We start from the raw sequence: 18,770 nt of genomic DNA on the forward strand, positions 1-18,770 counted from the left end.
CCGCCCACTCTCCCTCTCTTCATCTCAAGTGATCACGAAACGGACGCCCGCCGACTACGCCGAAGCCCTGAGGTCAGTCGTGCCGCTGCCCATTCATCTCCCCATGAACCCACTCGATACATTCAGGCCGATCACCGGTTCCGAGTCGACAGAACTCCTCAAGTGCAGCCCGAATTTGATCGACTGGAAGAGCACTTCTGGGCTCGAAGAAGTAGGGGACTCCGGGATCAGACACGACGCGTGGGTCGAATTCCGGAGGGCTAGGATTATTGGACACCCAGATATATTCGGAAATTTCATTCTTGGTGACACGCTCCTGGGTGGCGAACCAAACGAGCCCTCCATAGCCCGTCTCAGAGTTCACCGCGACCTGAAGGGTGTTATCCGGCCACCAGTCGCGTACCGATTCGGAGTGACACCCCTCAGCAAACATAAACAGAGCGATTTCGCCTGGGGCGAGCCACGGCAAATCACTTCGCTCTGACCGAAGATTTCCCGTGACTTCCGCGATTAGCGGTTCCATTTCGGACCAACTCCGGGCGTAACGATAGTTTCCATGAATCACTGCATTCAGAATCAAGGCGCAGCAGCCTCTCCGGAAATGATAAACGGCTTGGCCTCGCCAGGGTACCACACAGACATTGTGGAACCTCTTGGCAGAATTGCCTTGATTGCACTCTGGCATCCATACGGCCCACCACACACGCCTTCTGCGTTATTCATGACCACAGTCGCAGAAGTTATCCCCTTCTCGCGCATCAACATCGCATACTGAGACTCAACATGTTGCGCGGCCGGATAAAACCTAGCCTTCGGGTTAATGGGGGTGCCATGTTGCCTCAGATATGCGTCGGTATCCTTGACGAGATCACTGTTGCCGCCAGCCTCTATCCCTCCATGGATGAGATTCCCACCCGAATCCAAAAGCAGCCCGGTCGTTACGCGCTCAGCGGCTAGCTCGTCAAGCGCCCGCCCAACATTGGAGCCCTCGAAAGCACCCCCTTCCTCGGGGCCTACCTGGATGGTACCCGTAAGCGGTGCACAAGCCTCATTATCACGTTCCTGAGCGTTGGTGCACGTGCTCTTGCTCAGGAATTTCCAGTACTCCTTGAGCTTCTTTTGGATTTCGTTCAAGAATGGGGTGACGTTCCTGGAATTACTGGTGTCTCCCATGTCAGGGCTGTAAGAAGGAGTCGAGCACGCGGAGAGCGGCCAGCAACTGGAAGCGCCACTAGATACGCCGCTGCTTTTATGCGACGTACCGTTATAAGATTCGTGATTTTCCTCAAAGAGGGTGTTGGATGATTTCTTCGGCTTTCCGGGCTTGTGCCCGGGTGTTGTGTTCTCGTAGCCGGGGCCAGGGCGTGTGGGGCAGTCAATATCCGCGCAGAGACCGGTGGGGTCACTCTCGCTGACGGGATTGTCGCCAGCATAGGTGTAGCCGCCGAGTTCTTGAGGGCTGGTCGCTTCGAAGACCGGGTCGAGGCTGATGAAGCGGCCGATAGCGGGGTCGTACTCGCGGGCGCCGATGTCGGTGAGGGCGGTGGTGGTGTCCGTGGTTTTGTTGAGGAAGGTGCGGTTGTCGGCCCAGGTGGTGGTGGTGGTGCCGCGGGGGTTGCCGTAGGGGTCGAACTGGCGCCAGGTGGGGGTCTGGGCGGTGTAGTCGAGGTAGAGGCTGTTGGTGCCGTGCTGGTCGGCGGCGAGTTCGAAGCCGTAGTTGGTGCCGGTGCCGGTGCGGACGATGGTGGCGCCGCCGGGGGCTGTGTAGTAGCGGACGCCGGTGGCGGTGCCGGCGGAGTCGTTGAGGGTGATCTGTTCGCTGCCGAGGTACAGGGTGGTGGTGCTGGGGTCGACCTGGAGGAGCAGGTTGCCGTCGGCGTCGTAGATGTAGCTGGTGGCGGTGCCGGTGGTGCTGTTGGAGACGCTGGTCAGCTGTTCGACGTTGTTCCAGACGAGGGTCTGGTTGCCGGTGCTGGTGTTGCGGGTCTGGGTGTTGCCGGCACTGTCGTAGGTGTAGCTGGTCGAGCTGGTCGAGCCGCCGGTGTTGGTGGTGCCGGTCATGGTGTTGGGCTGGCTGCTGGACCAGACGCCGGTGGTGAGGGTGTCGCTGCCGGAGCCGGAGACGGTGTGCTGGGTCTGGGTGAGCCGGTTGCCGATTTCGTCGTAGGTCCAGCTGGTCCAGTAAGCGCCGCTGCTGATGCCGTCACCGACCATGCTGTGGTCACTGCTGGTGGGCGTGGCAGTGCAGGTGTCGGTTGCTGTCGAGGCGGTAGTCCATGCGGCGGTGAGGCGGTCGAGGGGGTCGTAGTTGTAGCACTGGGTTTCGGCCGTGGTGCTGGAGCCGGAGCGGGTCTCGGTCTGGCGGGTGATGTTGCCGGACAGGTCGTACTTGTACGCGGTCTCGTCGACGCTGGCGGGGCTGGTGGTGGAGCGGGTGACCAGTTGGTCGGTCAGGTCTCCGGTGTGTGCGTCGTAGGCGTCGGTGACGGTGGCGTAGGAGGTGGAGGAGCCGAGCTGGACCTGGGCGACCTGGTTGTAGGCGCTGTAGGTGGTGCTTTGGGCGTAGCCGTAAGAGGTTGTGGCCAGGCCATAGGGCTGACCGTCGTTGTTGTAGCTGTGGGTGACAGTCTCGGCGGGCAATCCGCCGCCGGCGCCGTAGGCGTCGGTCCACAGCAGGCCGTTGATGCTGCTGTAGGTGTGGGTGATCTTCCAGGTCTTGCCGAGGACCGAGCCCTGTGCGGCGGAGGGGACGATGGTCTCCTCGCCCAGGGACTCGCCGAAGACGTTGAAGTTCACGGCCTGCTGCACGTAGGCGTAGCCGCCGCTGTAGGAGGTGGCGGTGGTGACGTGGCCGACCGGGTAGGTCATGCCGGTGATGGCGGTGTCGGAGTTGTCGTAGACCCAGGACGCGGTCTGGTTGCCTGGCGAGGTGGTGGAGGCGTAGGCGGCCTGGGCGGCGGTCGCCGCGGCGTACTGGCCGGTTTTCCGGTCGAGTGCGTCGTAGGTGTAGGAGACGTACAGGCCGCGGGAGTCCTTGGCCTGAAGCAGGTTGCCGTCTCCGTCGTACGTCATAGCGGAGGTCTGGCCGGCCGTGGGGTCGGTCTTGGAGGTCACCTCGCCGGCCAGGTCGTAGGTGGTGGTCCACACGTGGTTCTTGGCGTCGGTGGTGGTGGACTGCTGGTTGTGGCCGTCGTAGCCGTAAGTGGTGGCGGTGGTGCTGCCACCGGTGAGGTAGAAGATTCCGGTGGCTGCGTTGAGCGGTGTGGTGAGCGTGGGTGCGGTGGTGTATTCGTCGAGTTCGTGGGTGCGGCCGACCGGGTCGGTGCGGGTGGTCTTGGTGACGCCGCCGGTGGGCGGGATGACGGTGGTGGCGTCGCCGTTGTAGACCGTGGTGGTGGTCGAGACGATCGAGCCGTTCTTCTCGGAGATGTCGTAGATCTGCCGGCCGAGACCGTCGTAGGTGTACACGTCCTGGTCGGCGACCTGGTTGTCGGGCACCGAGTCCAGCGCCAGGGTGGGGGTGGTGGCGCGGTCCCAGTAGTCGTTGTTCTTCTTCGCCGTCCAGCCGCGTGAGTCGTACAGGGTGTCGTCGATGAGACGGCCGCCCTGCGGGGTGTAGGTCTGGGTCTGGCGGGTGCGGCCGAGGGAGTCCTCGATGCTGACCGAGGTGAGGTAGCCGCTGTTGTCGTTGAGGGTGTTGGTGACCACACCCGACAGCGAGCTGTTGGACAGCGTGTAGGTGTAGGTGAGGTTCGCCAGCGAGGTGGTCGCGCGGGAGTTCTTCCACACCGACGTGGGCCGGCCCAGCGCGTCGTACTGGACGGTGGTGACCACATGATTGGCGTCGGTGCTGGTGAGGGTGAGCCCGCGTTCCGGGTCCAGCGTCGAGCTACTGGTGTGAGCGACCCCGCTCACGGTGGGCGCGGTGACTGTCTGTCCGGTGGTCAGGTAGGCGGAGTTGACCGTGTAGCTGGTCGTGGTGGTGTTGCCGTTGCCGTTGGTGGTGCTGGCCAGGCGGTGGTAGGTGCTGTCGTAGGTGTTCTTCGCGGTGGTCCGCCAGGTGAAGGCGCCCGAGCCGTAGTCGGTGGCCTTACGGGTCATGGTGACCAGGCCCATGGTCGGGGCGGCGGCCTGCGGGAAGGTGGTGGAGAAGGTGGGGTCGTCGTAGAAGGTCCGGGTGGCGGAGACGACCTGATCGGGCCGGTTGACGCTAGCGGGGGCGCTCAGGGTGTTCAGTCCGCTGGGTACGGAGGCGACCGAACCCTCGGTGAAGCCAGAGCAGGCGACGGAGTCTTCTTCGGTGCCGGAGACCAGGCCGACGAGGTTGGCGCTGGTGTTGGCCGGGGCATAGGTGGTGGTGGTGCACCGGTCGTAGTCGGTGTCGGTCGGCACGGTGTGCGTGTAGGTGTAGGTCGGCAGGCCGAAGTCGTCGTCGGTGCGGGTGGCGTCGTAGGTGGTGTCGGTCTCGTTGTAGCGCCAGCTGGTGCTGCCCTTGTCGGTCAGTCGTTGCCGGGTCCACTCCTCGGCGGTGCCGGTCGCGTTGGCAGTGAGGTCCGGCAGCCCGGACCGTGTGCGGGTCGCGGTGGCCGCGGAGATCCAGTACGAGGTGATCGTGGAGTGGTCGACACCGCCGCCGTTGCCGAGGTAGGAGGTGGACTCCAGTACGCTGCCGGCGAGTTGGGGGGAGTCGGTGTGGGTGCCGCCCTGGGAGTCGGTGAGCGGCACGCTGCGGGTCTTCGTGGACGAGAGCCAGTCGCCGTCCATGCCCTGGTAGTAGGAGTCGACCTGCTTGGTCTGAGCGTCACCGGAGCCGTTGCCGGTGGTGGTGGTCACCTGCTGGTAGCCGCGCCACTGCCCGTACGTGCGGTACTTGGCCTTGGTGGTCTCGTCGTCGTCGTAGTGCCAGGCCGCACCGCTGTAGGAGTAGTCGGTCTCCTTGATGGCCGAGCCGCCGGTGGTGTCGGTCTCCAGGACCTCCTGGACCGCGTACTTGTTGAACCAGTCCAGCATCGGGCTGATGTAGCCGCTGGGCGTCCAGTACTCCGGGAAACATGAGGCGGTGTTCGAGGACGGGGAGGCCGAGGTCGAGCAGGCGGTCGGGAGCGTGTAGGAGACGCCGGTGACCCCGCCCAGTTCGTTGGTGATCTTGGTGATGCGGTAGCGGAACAGGCCCGGGTAGGTGGCGGTGCTCACCCGGTTTTCCAGGGCCGAGCCGGTGAACTGCACCGCCGGCATGGTGATCGACGAGGTCGAGCCGCCCGCCGTGGTGTCCGAGCCGGTGCGCTGCACTGAGGACAGCCACAGGGTCGCGCTGGTCGCATCCCCGGTGGACGGCTCCGTTTGCGTCAACGCGTAGGAGTCGACCGTGACGTACGCGCTGGAGGCGACCGAGTACTGCTGGGTCGTGATGGACTTCAGGCGGACGGTGGAGAAGAACGACGGCGCGTACGGGGTGCAGGTGGCCCCCTTCGCGCAGACGAGGTCGTAGGGGACGTCGGGATAGTAGGCGGCGTTGGAGGAGGTCTCCGCGCTGCCGCAGTTGGTGCTGGTGGAGGTGCAGCGCACCGACGGGTTGTAGACGATCTTGTCGGGGACGGTGCCGTAGGGGCCGGTGGCGGTGGTGAAGCCGTAGTCGATGTGCGCGAGGTAGGAGTCGCGCACGTACTGGACTTCGGAGGCTCCGTTGTAGGCGCCGTAGTAGTTGGTGTCCTGCGTGTAGTAGTACGCCATCGCGTCACCGGTGGCGGTGGTGACGTAGTCCAGGTGCCACTTGTAGGCCATGGTGCAGTAGCTGCTGGTGGCCGTGGAGTTGTAGCAGGGATCCGTGGAGTGGGCGGCGTACACACGCTCGGAATCCACCGAGTTCGTCGTGTCCTTGCCGGACGCCCAGCCGGGCAGTTCGTTACGGCCGAAGTAGTACTTGGTGCCGTCCCGCTCGGTGATCACCCAGTACGACGTGTCGTACGTGCCAGAGCCGTTCGCCGAGCCGGTCACCTTCGTGACCATCTCGCCGTTGTCGTCGGCCAGCTTGTAGGTGGAGGAGTCCTTGTCGTAGACGATCGACGTCGACGACCCGTTCAGCGACATGGTCAGAACAGGGCCGTCGTAGCACTCGTCCGAGGTGGTCACCGAGCCGACACTGCCCTCAGGGGAGTCGGAGCAAGGTGTGAACTCCTGGGCGACAAACGAATCCTGCGTGGTCCAGCCGTCGCCCACCCAGGACGACTGTGCCTGCGTGTTGGCTGTCTTCCCGTCGACGCTGCCGGAGTCGTAGGACAGCGACGCGTCCGGTGCCAGTGACGTGGATGCTGCCGGCGAGTCCACCTTGTAGGTGTAGGTGAAGTCGCCGGAGGAGCCGGACTGTCCCCAGGAACCCGCGGAGGACAGAGTGGAGGCGTAGTTGCCTCCGGCCCCGCCTTCCTGGCCGGTCGAGTCGGTGGCCGCGATCACCGTTGCGGCGCCGGACGTCGACGCCGCCTGGGCTGTGGCAGATTGGGAGACCGGGCCGGTGTAGACAGCCGGCTTCGCCGCCCCGGCCGCGGTGCGGACGGCGCTGGTAGCGCTCTTCACCGAGCCGGTGCCGACGAGGGTGACCTCTGCGGAGACGGCGGTGTTACTGGGATCGTTGTGGGACGTCAGAGGGGTCTGCTTGCGGCACTTCGCCAGTTGGGGGGTCGTCAGCGCGCAGGCGGGCAGTTCCACCAGCCGCAGCCGGGAAGCGTAGTTACCTCCGATGACCTGGCTGAACGCTGCGTAGTCCAGGCCCACTTTCACCCGGCCGGAGGCGACGGCGGTGCTCCCGGAGCGTGGGACGGCTGCGAGCGACCAGATGGGGCCGGATACGCCCAGCCGTCGGGACAACGACCGCGACTTGACCGAAACCCCAAGCGTCGTTGGGCCGGCATAGCTGCCCTTGCTGGACGCTACAGCCTGCGCCCACACGGGTGTCCCCGACGCGATGGCTTTGGAGCCAGTGGCTGCCGAGTGCTTGGGCACCGTCAGCGTCAAAGTCCCGGCCTTGGCGGCCGGCCACGCCGTCCTGGTCGGTATGACGGTGTGCCGGGTGGCGCCGGAAAGACGCACGCTCTTGTGCGGAACGGGCTTGAGTCCCGTGACCGAGCGGCCGAGATCCGCCTTCGGCTTCGCAGCCGACGCGGCAGTCGTCGCGCTTGACAGGGGCAGCGCGGTCGCTGTCGCCCCGAAGGCCACGCTCAGGCACAGGGACCAGGCGAGCACCGCAGCCCATCCCGCCAAGAGCCTTCCGGCCGTGCGCCGGTATCGCGCCCTCACAGCTCCGCTGTTCCTGCGCACACGTCTACCGGACACGGCCTCCCCCTCAACATGACGACATGCCGAAATACCGAACGACCACCTCGGCCTATGGCAGCACCAGTGATCGTTCGCCCGATGGCAAGAAATACATGAAGGTTCAATGCAGAAGAATAAGGAGTTCGAAAAAAACGCGTCCAAGAAGGTTGACAATCTTCACCAGAAGGGGACATCCGAGTCATGTACATGCCGTGATCTGGGCCACATTACCCCGCGCCGGATCACCAACTCCCCGTACGTTGGCGCAGCCCAGACCACCCGCCGAGCCGACTCGACGCCATCTCGAAGCCAGTTGACCGACTTCGGCGAACCGTAAAGAAAAATCAAAATCACTTTACTAAAAATTGGACCGTATCCGGGATTGAGTAATGCCGGACGGGGTCAGGGCGTGCAGATTTTTTAATCAGTAGGCTTTTGGGGGAAAGAACATGCAAAAGACTTCGCGGCCGTCCCTGCCTCGTTCGCACGTGCGCCGCGTGCTCGTCGGTGCTACCGCTGTCGCGGTCTCCGGCATCTTGGGGCTGCCCGGCCTCGCCCACGCGGCCACCACGGCTCACGCCAGCACGACCGTCACATCAACGAGCGCTTCCGCCGGGCTGAGCGAGGACCAGGCCCTGACAAAGGCCCGGACCACCGGCAAGCCGGTCCTGGCGACAGCCGAGACCACAGACTCCTCTACCCTCACCGCGAACCCGAACGGCACGCTGACGCTCAGACAGACGCTCGCCCCTGTCCGCAAACGGGTGCACGGCAGATGGAAAGACCTGGACCCCACGCTGGTGCGTCACGCGGACGGCACCATCTCCCCCAAGGTGTCCACCAGTTCTCTGGCCCTGTCCGGTGGCAGCGCAACTGGCCCGCTGGCCACCATGCGGGCCGGCAGCGGCTCTCTGGCCGTCTCGCTCCCCGCAGCGTTCACCCTGCACGCGCCCACCCTGTCCGGCTCTACAGCGACGTACCACGACGTCTTGCCCGGCGTGGACCTCTCGGTCACCGCGCAGGAAACCGGCGGGTTCAGCGAGGTCCTGGTCGTCAAGAACGCCACCGCCGCTGCGAACCCTGCCCTCACCGACCTGAACCTGGCCACCAAGGCCATGGGCGTGACCCTGGCCAGTGACGCGGCCGGCGACATCACCGCCAAGGACCACGACGGGCAGACCGTGTTCTCGGCCACCGCTCCCACCATGTGGGATTCCAGCCGCCCAGCCGCGAACACACCGACAACGACCGACCCGCACTCCGGACAGACCGTCGACAAGCGCAGCGGCGTGCCCCTCGCCTCCAGCACCGCATCGCCGGGCGACGCGGCCCGCACGGCGAGCCTGAAGGCCGCCTACCACCGGGGACACATCAGCCTGTCACCCCAGCACACGCTGCTGAGGGGCAAGAACACCGTCTACCCCGTCTACATCGACCCCACATTCATCCCCTCGGGCCAGACGGACACCGTCCAGGCGTGGGCGTTCGTGGACAGCGAGTGGCCCGACACCTCGTTCTACAAGCCCGCCGCGTCCACCCCCGGTCCCCTGCACGTCGGCTACACCGACTGGACCTCTGACGTCTCCACCAACCGTGCCCTGTTCCAGACGAGCATCCACAGCAGCATCTGGGGCGCGCAGGATGTGATCTCGTCCAAGATCTCCTTCTACGAGAACTGGTCGGCCTCCTGCACCAAGACGGAGGTCGACCTGTGGCACACCGGCTCCATCTCCTCCAGCACCACCTGGAACAGCACACACAGCTCCGGTGACCCTTACAACAAGTTCTGGTTCAGCAAGCTCGACTCGCAGACTGTCGCCAACGGCTGGTCCACCAACTGCGGACCCGATGACGTCACCTTTGACATCACCTCGTTGATGAAGTCGGCTGCCAAGGGCAGGTGGACGCAAGCCACTTTCGGGCTGCGCGCCGCCAACGAGAGTGACGACCTGGCCTGGAAGCAGTTCAGCAAGCAGGCCACCATCACCAGCACCTACGACCACACCCCCAACACCCCCACCGCCCTGACCACCAGCCCCAGCACCAGCTGCACCGCCGCCACCCCCACCTCGCTCGGTCTGGGTGACGTCACGCTGCGCGCCGGGGTGTCCGACCCGGACGGCACCACCAGCCCACTCACCGCCAACTTCACCCTGAAGAACATGGCGAGCGGTACGACCTACACCCGTGCCATCAACGCCACCAGCGGTACCCCCACAAGCACCCTCTTCTCTCACACCAGCAGTTCAGGGCCCTTCCAGACGCTCACTGCGAAGACCGAGTTCGCCTGGTATCTCACCGTCACCGACCATGACCTGACCAGTGACCCGTCCAAGACCTGTCACTTCTACTACGACCCCACCGCCCCCGGCGCACCCACTGTCACCCCTGTCCCGTCCTCCACGAGCCAGTGCTCCGAACTCACTGACAGTCCCTCGGGCGACAGCCAGTGCACGGTGGGCACGGCCGCGAGCTTCACGATCACGGACACCGGCACCAGCACCGCGCCGGGCAGTTACCGCTACCAGCTCAACGGCGGCAACCCGGTCAGTGTCCCCGCCTCCACCACCAGCCCCTACACCGCTACCATCGCACTGAAGCCGACCACGCAGACCGACGTCCTGACCGTCACCGCCGTCGGCACCAGCGGGAACATCGGTGACACCTACGACTACCGGTTCATCGCCAGGGCTCCCGCCACCGCCACCGCCGACGACCTCAACGGCGACGGCAACGCCGACCTGCTGACCGTGGGCGGTAAGAACTCCCTGCCGGCCGGGCTCTGGCAGGCCACCGGCACCGGAAGCGGCAAGATCGACACTACTGCCCGGGACATCGGCATCGACGGCAACGGGGTGTCCACCGCCCAGACCGCAACTTCCTTCACCGGCACCCAGGCCATCACCGGCCACTTCGCGACCGCCACCGGTTTCACCGACGTCCTGGACTACTCCTACGACACGTCCAAGTCATCAGCCAGCGCCGAAATCCTGCGCGGCACCGGCGACGGAAGTCCCCTCGATCCCAACAGCGGCATCCCGGCCGCACTCGATACCACCGCCGCCTTCAGCCGCTCCGTCACCACACCCAACAGCGACGGCACCGCCAGCACAACCATTGCATTCGCGACATCCATCGCCAACGGCGGCGGCCTCTTCAACTACGCCGTCAGCGACACCAACGCTGACGGCACGTTCGATCCCACGGCCATGACCGGCTACTCCGACCTGCTCATGGTCATCGGCGGCAAGCTCTACCTGTCACCCGACAGCAACCAGCCCGGCGGCTACAACGGCGCCAACGCCGCCACCGAACTCACCGACTACAACCCCTACTGCCTCGCCCAGAACACCAGCACCACCACCAGCTGCACCACCGACTGGAGCGGCTGGACCATAACCAGCACCGTGCTGAACGGACTGCCCGCGGTCTTCGCCCGTGACGCCAGCAGCGACACCAGCGACCCCTCCCACGGCCAGCTGTGGTACCTCAGCCCCAACAACCTGACCAAACTCGCCGACGACGCGATCAACAACCAAGTCACCGACACCGCTCTCACTCCCGTCGAGGCAGCCGCCACCCTCTGGGACGCTGGCAACCAGCCCACCCTCCAGGCCGCAGACATCAACAACGACGGCACACCCGACTTGTGGACCGTCAACAGCACGGGCACCGCTACCGCCCATGAAATGACTCTCTCCGGCACCACGGCCAGCTGGACGATCCCCAACGGCACGGGGCAGGCGCTGAGCACCGATACCCACGACTGGCCCCTCAACGACTACAACGCCGATCCGCTGGCGCCGCTGACCGCGAAGGACGGCGGCACCAACGCAATCAGCCTTACCGGCAAAGGCACCAACGGCGTCACCGCACCCAGCGGCGGCCTGTTCGACCCCGACGTCCAACTCGACGCGAGCGACCACGACTACCTACAGGGCTCCAAGGCCCTGGACCTGACCAAGTCCTTTACCGTGTCCATCTGGGCCGACCCCACCGCCTACGGCGGCGCCGTCCTCTCCCAGAGCGGCAGCGCCGACTCCGGCATCCTGCTCCTGCCCACCAGCGACGGCTGGCAGTTCAGCCTCAATACCGGCGCCGGCACCACCTGGGCTTTCGACACCGTCACCGGCGGCACCGTCCACCTCGGCACCTGGGCCCACCTCACCGCCACCTACGACAAGACCACCGGCGTCATGAACCTCTACGTCGACGACGTCTTCGTGGCCACCGGCAACCACACCGCGCCCAGCACCGGCGCGAGCGGCAACTTCCAGCTCGGCAACGACTTGCACACCCTCGACGACGCCTCGCACACCATCGTCCACGACTACTTCGGCGGGGAACTCGCCCGCGCCCAGACCTGGACAGGGGCCGCCCTACCCCCGGCCCAGCCCTACACCCCGGCCGGCTACCACCAGGCCGTCACCCCCACCCGCATCCTCGACACCCGCAGCAGCAACGGCCTGGCCTACACCAGCGGCATCACCGCCGGCGCCAGCACTGTCAACGCTGACTCCGTCACCCACCTCAAGATCGCGGGAGACACCGTCACCACACCGGTCAGCGGCGCACCCGCCACCATCCCCAGCACAGTCACCGCGGTCGCCGTGGACGTCACCGCCACCGCGCAGACCGACAGCGGCTACGTCACCACCTACGCCGACGGCACCCAGCGCCCCAAGACCTCATCCACCAACTTCGCCGCCTCCACCACCGCGACCGGCTACCAGATCGTCCCCGTCGGCAACGACGGCAAGATCGACCTCTACACCCACATCGACAGCAGCACCGGCACCGCCGCCCTCCTCGTCGACCTCACCGGCTACTTCACCAGCGACCCCACCCTCACCGGCGACCAGACCTACACACCCCTGAGCAGCGCGGTCCGCGCCCTGGACACCCGCTCCAGCGTCGCGCACACCAGCCTGGCCAGCACCGGCACCGTGGCCGCCGGCACCAACTTCACCCTGCAGATCACAGGCCTCAACGGTGTGCCCAGCAACGCCACCGCCGTCGCCGTCAATCTTGCCGCCGCCAACGCCACCGGCAGCGGCTACCTCCAGGCATACGCCACCGGATACGCCCCCACCGCCGCCACCAGCCTCAGCTTCAACACCGGCAATGCCGTCGCTTCCCTCTCCGGAGACGTCCCCATCGGCACCTCCGGAACCATCACCGTCTCCGTCCACAGCAACGCCACTGCCGTCCTCGCCGACATCTCCGGTTACTACACCACCGGCACCGGCGGCCAGAAATTCCACACGGTCAATCCGACCCGGCTCGTCGACACCCGCAGCGGCATCGGCGGAACCAGCACTCCCGTAGCCGCCAACAGCACCTACACCCTCAGCACCGCCACCACCCAACAGATCACCACAGCCACCACCCCCACCCTCGCCGCCATGCTCACCGCCACCAACACGGTAGGCAGCGGCTACGGCGTCGCCTACCCAACCAGCACCGGCAAACCCGCCACCAGCAACCTCAACTGGGGCGCCGGCGACACCATCGCCAACCTCACCCTCACACCCACAGACGCCAACGGACAGATCAGCATCTACAACAACAGCTCCGGCGCCGTGGACTTCATCGTCGACTGCAGCGGCTACTACACCTGATCAACCCACCCCTCTATTGCGGAGGGTGCTTCCAAGAGGCCGAAGGCCCCCTCCTCTCGGTGAGGGCCTTCGGCCATGCCTGAGCGCCGAGGTCCAGTACTTGGGCGGTCATGCGTGGCTCAGCAGCCACCCGAACCGCCTCATCAAGTGCTCCCAGACGAGATGGAACATGCAGTAGTAGATCGGGGTGGCGAACGGGGACAGGACGCACTTGACAACAGCGGCGGTCCCGCCACTGAAGGAATCCCAGAGCAGGTGCGGCGCAGATTCCACGCCGATGCCGGTGAAGTACTGGAGGAGCCTGTCGAAGGAGACGAGGTCAGCGTGCTGCGCCGCGTTTGGGTCGTGATCCCTCGTGATGAGCCAAATGACACGCAGGTCGCACTGCGTGTCCCATCGCTTGCAGCAGTACCCCACGGGGTGGGGTACTGCCCCTGCAGCTCGGTTACGGGCTCCGATTCGGCAGCTCCACGCCGCCGTGGAAGGCCATTGTGCCGATGCGCCCCCTGCACGCCCGGTCAGCCCTCGGTTAGGCTGTACTCACCCAAGGTGACGGAAGGGGACGTTCCGTGACAGCCTCCGTGACAGCCGATTTCGCCGACCGTCCGGCCGAGGCGGCAGTGGTCCCCCGGCTCACCGTAACGCGGCTCGGTGTGACCGGGCACCGTGCGATCCCGCCGTCCGTGCTGCCCTTCGTGCGCACGGCCCTGCGGCTTCAACTCAGCCGTACCGGCGTGGCGTTGGAGGCGCTCAGCTGTCTCGCGGCCGGTGCGGACCAGCTGTTCGCGGACCTCGCCCTCGCCCATGGCGTCCCGGTGACGGCCGTGATCCCGGGCATGGACTACGAGGCCCACCTGGGTGACGACGCGGCGCAGGCGTCGTACCGCAGGATCCTGCGGTCCTGTGCGCACCGCGTCGACCTGCCGGTCCAACCCACCCACGAAGAGGCGTACTTCGCGGCGGGCCGGTGGATCGTGGAGCACTCCGACGAGCTGCTCGCCGTGTGGGACGGCCGTCCGGCGCGCGGGCTCGGCGGCACCGGTGACGTGGTGGCCCACGCGCGGCGCCTCGGCGTGCCGGTGACGGTGCTGTGGCCGGAGGGGGCGCTGCGGGACTGACCGCGCGCCGAGCCCCCCCTCAGGTGCCGAACCGCACCAGCCACTCCGTGTGGGCCGGCGACATCAGGCGCTCCGCCTCCCCGACCGCCTCGGCCCAGCCCGACTCCGTGACGGTGGTGGACATGGCGATCCGGGCGGTCTCCAGGTCCTGTTCGATGAGCGAGTGCGCGTACGTCAGCGGGCCGTGCCGCCGTACCTCCTGCCAGGCGACGCCCGCCGCGGCGGCCGCGCTGAGCAGGCCCGCGAGGTCCGCGCCGCCGAGCAGGCCGACGGTCCGCACCAGGGCGGCGGCCAGGGCGAGCAGGGTCAGCGCGGCGGTGACGGCCGACCAGCGGGCGGCGGCCCGGTGCGCCCGGGAGGCCCGGTTCTTGTACCAGACCGTCTGCTCCAGGAGCCGGTCGCGCAGATAGAGGTCCCGGCGCGCCGCGAACGACTTGGCGCGCTCGGCGCGCATCCGCGGCGTGATCTGGCCCCGGCCCCGTTCCCCGGCCCCGTCGCGGGAGTCCTCCCAGCCGCAGGCGCGCAGTTCGCGCAGCCGCTCCTCCAGACGCTCCGCGAACACCGCGTCCGGGTCGGCGACGGCGGAGTGGAAGGGACCCCCGTGCGCCATGTACTGCCAGGCCAGCGACTTCAGCAGCTCGGCGGCGGCCCGGTGCGCCTGCCAGTGGGCGCGGGACCGCCGCCGCGAGGTGTTCAGGCCGAGGACGATCGTCAGCGCGTACAGCAGCGCGGCGAGCACCGCCATGACGTGGCCGGACGCCTGCTCGGTCAGGACGGCGGCCGTGGTGGCCAGCAGCAGCACGAGCAGATGTGTCCGCACGGACCGGAACGAGTCACTCTGGTGGCGCAACGCGCACTGGTCACTCACCTGGAACAGCGGTGGCAGGTCCCGTTCGCCCAGCGTGGTGCTCGGTACCGGAGTGGTAGCGGCCCCCATGACGCCCCCCGAATGCCCTGCGCGCCCCCGAAGGCTTTCGCGCGCCCCCGAAAAACAGGTCTGAGACATCAATGAGTACGGAAACCCGGCCCGTGCACAAGAGGTTCGCACGGCATTCCTGGTATAGGGTCCGCACCATCGGGACCAGTCTCGGTTCCGCGAGCCCGAACCGGAGCGACGAAACAATCATGACGACCACCTCGACGCAGTTGCGCAACCCGGCGCCGGCCGCCCGGCACACCCCCCTGGCGGACATCGACCCGTACGCGGCCTCCACGGCGCGCGACACGGGCCGCGTGACCGAGGCCCCCGACCACCGGTCGAGCCGACCGGTCACGTTCAACTCGGCGGCCTGACCGGGCAGCACGCCACGGCAACGTCACCCGGACGTGGGTGCGCCGGCCCCGGCGCGCGCCGCCCGTACCCACGTCAGTGCGCTGACAGTGCGTCAATGTTTGTCGCCGTGATGCCGTTTGGGGCCCGTCGGGGGCGGGAAGTCTGACAGACTGCCTCCGGTGACGATCCAGTCGCCCGACAGCCCACCCCTGAGACAGCTGGTCCTCAAGATCCACAGCAGGTGCGATCTGCTCTGCGACCACTGTTACGTGTACCAGCACGCCGACCAGAGCTGGCGGTCCCGCCCTACCTTCATCCGCCCGGAAACCGTCCGCGCCGTCGCCGGGCGGCTGGCCGAGTACACCCGGGCACGGGCGCTGGAGTCCGTCTCGGTGATCCTGCACGGCGGGGAACCGCTGCTGGTCGGACCCGCCCGGTTACGGGACGTCTGCGCCGAACTCACCCGTGCCCTCGCCCCGCTGACCGCGCTCGACCTGCGCATGCACACCAACGCGGTCACCCTGAACCGGCGGCACCTGGACGTCTGCCGGGAGTTCGGGGTCCAGGTGAGCGTCTCGCTCGACGGCGACCGCGCGGCCAACGACCGGCACCGCCTCGACCGCAGGGGCCGCAGCAGCTTCGACCGGGTGGTCCGCGGCATCCGGCTGCTCCAGGAACCGGAGTACCGCCACCTGTTCAGCGGGATCCTGTGCACCGTGGACGTCGCGAACGACCCCGTCGCCGTGCACGACGCCCTCACCGAACTCGCCCCGCCGCGGATCGACTACCTGCTTCCGCACTCCACCTGGGACAGCCCGCCACCCCACCCGGACAAGGCCGCCACCCCGTACGCCGACTGGCTGCTCGCGGTCTTCGACCGCTGGGAGGAACAGGGCCGCCCGATGCCGGTGCGGACCTTCGACTCGGTGCTCAGCACCCTGCGCGGCGGGCCGCCCCTGACCGAGGCGATGGGGCTGGCGCCCAGCGACCTCGCCGTGATCGAGACGGACGGCACCTTCGAACAGGCCGACTGGCTGAAGATCGCGTTCGCCGGGGCGCCGGAGACCGGCTACGACGTCTTCCGGCACGGCTTCGCGGAGTACGCCGCGCATCCCGGGGTGCGGGCACGGCAGCAGGGGGTCGAGGGGATCAGCGAGACCTGCCGCCGCTGCCCGGTGGTGCGGTCCTGCGGCGGCGGGCTGTACGGGCACCGGTACCGCTCGGAGAACGGCTTCGACAACCCCAGCGTCTTCTGCGGCGACCTGCGCTCGCTGGTGGAGGGGATCGCCGACCGCGTGACCGACCGTTCCTTCGCCCCGGCCGTGCTGAGCCAGGACCGGCTCGGCTGGGCGCAGCTGGAGCTGGACCGGCTGCTGCTGCGCCGGACCCGGCAGCAGTTGGTGGCCGAGCCCGACGCGGCGGAGGCCTGGCGGCTGCTGCTGGCGCTGGACGCCGATCCCGAGACCGCGCCACGGCTCGACGAGGTGCTCGCCCACCCCTATGTGCGCACCGGCCTCCGGCGCTCCCTGCGCGGGCCCGCCGACACGGCCCGGTTCATGTCGCTGACCGCCGCGGCGGTCCTGCGCGCGGGACGGTCCGCCACGCTGTCCTGGGACCAACCCGGCACCCGGCTGCACCTGCCCACCTGGGGCACCTACCGGCTGGCCGCCCCCGGCCGCGTCGAGGTGACCGTGGCACCGAACGCCTTCCGGGTACGCGGCCCCGGCGAACCGACCGCACAGGACGGCGAGGACGACGCGTACACCAGGGACCGTGAGGACGGCCGGGTCCGCAGGGACCACGCGGAGACTGGGGACCGCGCGAGCACCGGACACCGCGAGGACGCCAGGCACCGCGAGGACGCCAGGCACCGCGAGGACGCCGGGGACGGTGAGGACGGCCGGGTCCGCAGGGACCGCGCGGGCACCGGGGACGGTGCGCTCACCGGGTCCGTCCAGGACGGCTGGGTCCGGCTGGACGGGGCGCCCGGTGCCCGCTGGCGTCCGCTCGGGCGGCTGCTGGCCCAGGGCGCCCCGCTCGTCGACGACGCCGATCCCTACCGCGACTGCTACCCGGCCACGGTCGCCCCGCCGCTCGTGAGCGGCGACTTCGTGGAGCGGCTCGGCCGGGGCTACGAACTGCTCGACAAGGACGCGTCCGGCCCCCGCCCCGACGCGGACGCGTTCCGGCCCACCGTGCTCACCCCGCTGGAGGCGGGCAGCGGACTGCTGCTCGGTGCGCACGGGTTCGGGGCGCTGGGCGTCGCGGTGGACGTGACCCCGGAGGAGTTCGCCCGGGAGCTGCCCCGCATCGGCCGCCGGGCCCGGCTCACCGCCCTGCGCGAGACGGCCGACCTGCACCGGCCGGGCAGCCCCGCGGGCGACCTGCTGGACCGCGCGGACGACGAGCTGGGCCGGGCGGCCTACCCGGCGGCGGCCCGCGCCCTCACCGCGCTCACCCTGCTGCCGGAGTCCGAACTCACGGCGACCGGAGCCGTGCTGGTGGCCCGGATGTGGTCGCAGTGGGCGGGCCGCCGTGGCTGAACAGGCGTGTGCCACCGCGGGCGACGCGGCGCGGAAAGCAGAACTGAGCGACCTGTTCGGCTCGTTGGGGGTGCGGCGGGGCGGGGTGCTGATGGTGCACGCCTCGCTGAGCGGTACCGGGGCCGCCCCGGAGCTGGTCCGGGACGCGCTGCGGGCCGCGCTCGGCCCCGCGGGCACCCTGGTCGTGCCCACCTTCACCCCGGAGAACTCCGACACCTCCCGGGCCCACCTGGAGGCCGTCGCGGGCCTGAGCGAGCGGGAGGCGGCCGAGTACCGCGCCGCGATGGCCCCGTTCGACCCCGACGCCACCGAGTGCCCGACGATGGGCGCGCTCGCCGAGTGCGTACGGACGACGCCCGGCGCCGTGCGCAGCGCGCACCCGCAGACCTCGCTCGCCGGACTCGGGCCGCTGGCACCGAAGTTGCTCCGGCGGCACCCGCTGCGCAGCCACCTCGGCAGGCTCTCCCCGATGGCACGGCTGTACCGGGCCGACGCGCAGATCCTGCTGCTGCGGGTCGGGTTCGAGGTGTGCAGCGCGTTCCACTACGCCGAGTACCTGATGCGGCCGAGGCCGCCCCGGCGCGTGTACCGGTGCGTGGTGGGCGACAAGGGGAACTGGGTCCCTTACCGGGATCTCTCCCTGGACGACAGCGACTTCGGCGAGATCGGCGCCCGGCTGCCGGGCGGGCTGCTGACCGCGGCCGAGTGGGCGTCGAAGCCGGTCGTGCTGTGCTCCATGCGGGACGTGGTGAGACACGCCAAGGGTCAGATGTCTGGATATCGTCGGGCTTTGGCCTGAAAACAGTGAACCGGAAGCGGGGTCCTTCGGGCACATTGTTGAGTCCGGCTCAGGCGTTGACGACGGGGGCGGTCCAGCTGCTTGCCGAGGGGCAGGGAGACGTGCGGA

8 protein-coding genes are annotated in these 18,770 nt (G+C 67.9%); 5 read left to right on the plus strand and 3 right to left on the minus strand.

The features are described from left to right. Positions 1–73: 73 nt before the first annotated feature. Both AB0G52_RS18295 and AB0G52_RS18300 read right to left on the minus strand, forming a co-directional pair. Complete coding sequence (locus tag AB0G52_RS18295; protein WP_361337255.1) at positions 74–685, minus strand: Imm1 family immunity protein; 612 nt, start codon at positions 683–685, stop codon at positions 74–76. Then, positions 577–6,774 carry a DddA-like double-stranded DNA deaminase toxin gene (locus tag AB0G52_RS18300; RefSeq protein ID WP_361337256.1) on the minus strand — a complete coding sequence of 2,066 codons (6,198 nt, stop codon included), beginning with the start codon at positions 6,772–6,774 and terminating at the stop codon, positions 577–579. Before AB0G52_RS18300 ends, AB0G52_RS18295 begins: the two co-directional genes overlap by 109 nt. A 1,031-nt stretch (positions 6,775–7,805) precedes the next feature. On the opposite strand from AB0G52_RS18300, the gene AB0G52_RS18305 reads away from it, so the two are divergent. Further along, positions 7,806–12,929, plus strand: a complete 5,124-nt coding sequence (locus tag AB0G52_RS18305) for a LamG-like jellyroll fold domain-containing protein (RefSeq protein WP_361337257.1) — start codon at positions 7,806–7,808, stop codon at positions 12,927–12,929. 620 nt (positions 12,930–13,549) lie between these two features. Then, positions 13,550–14,047: a hypothetical protein gene (locus tag AB0G52_RS18310; protein WP_361337277.1), complete on the plus strand. Its 498-nt coding sequence runs from the start codon at positions 13,550–13,552 to the stop codon at positions 14,045–14,047. A 19-nt stretch (positions 14,048–14,066) separates the two neighbouring features. On the opposite strand, the gene AB0G52_RS18315 is transcribed toward AB0G52_RS18310, so the two are convergent. Then, positions 14,067–14,984: a DUF4231 domain-containing protein gene (locus AB0G52_RS18315; RefSeq protein ID WP_361337258.1), complete on the minus strand. Its 918-nt coding sequence runs from the start codon at positions 14,982–14,984 to the stop codon at positions 14,067–14,069. Between the two features lie 188 nt (positions 14,985–15,172). Between AB0G52_RS18315 and AB0G52_RS18320 the strand changes: the two genes are divergently transcribed. The 3 genes from AB0G52_RS18320 (at position 15,173) to AB0G52_RS18330 (ending at position 18,662) form a co-directional block, all read left to right on the plus strand. Next, positions 15,173–15,340, plus strand: a complete 168-nt coding sequence (locus AB0G52_RS18320) for a hypothetical protein (protein WP_165939236.1) — start codon at positions 15,173–15,175, stop codon at positions 15,338–15,340. 159 nt (positions 15,341–15,499) lie between these two features. Then, positions 15,500–17,863, plus strand: coding sequence for an FxsB family cyclophane-forming radical SAM/SPASM peptide maturase (locus AB0G52_RS18325; protein ID WP_361337259.1), 2,364 nt, complete (start codon positions 15,500–15,502; stop codon positions 17,861–17,863). Between the two features lie 91 nt (positions 17,864–17,954). Continuing rightward, positions 17,955–18,662: an AAC(3) family N-acetyltransferase gene (locus AB0G52_RS18330; RefSeq protein WP_361337278.1), complete on the plus strand. Its 708-nt coding sequence runs from the start codon at positions 17,955–17,957 to the stop codon at positions 18,660–18,662. The last annotated feature ends 108 nt before the right edge of the window (positions 18,663–18,770 follow it).

The organism is Streptomyces sp. NPDC021562 (assembly GCF_040640875.1).
Classification (GTDB): Bacteria; Actinomycetota; Actinomycetes; order Streptomycetales; family Streptomycetaceae; genus Streptomyces.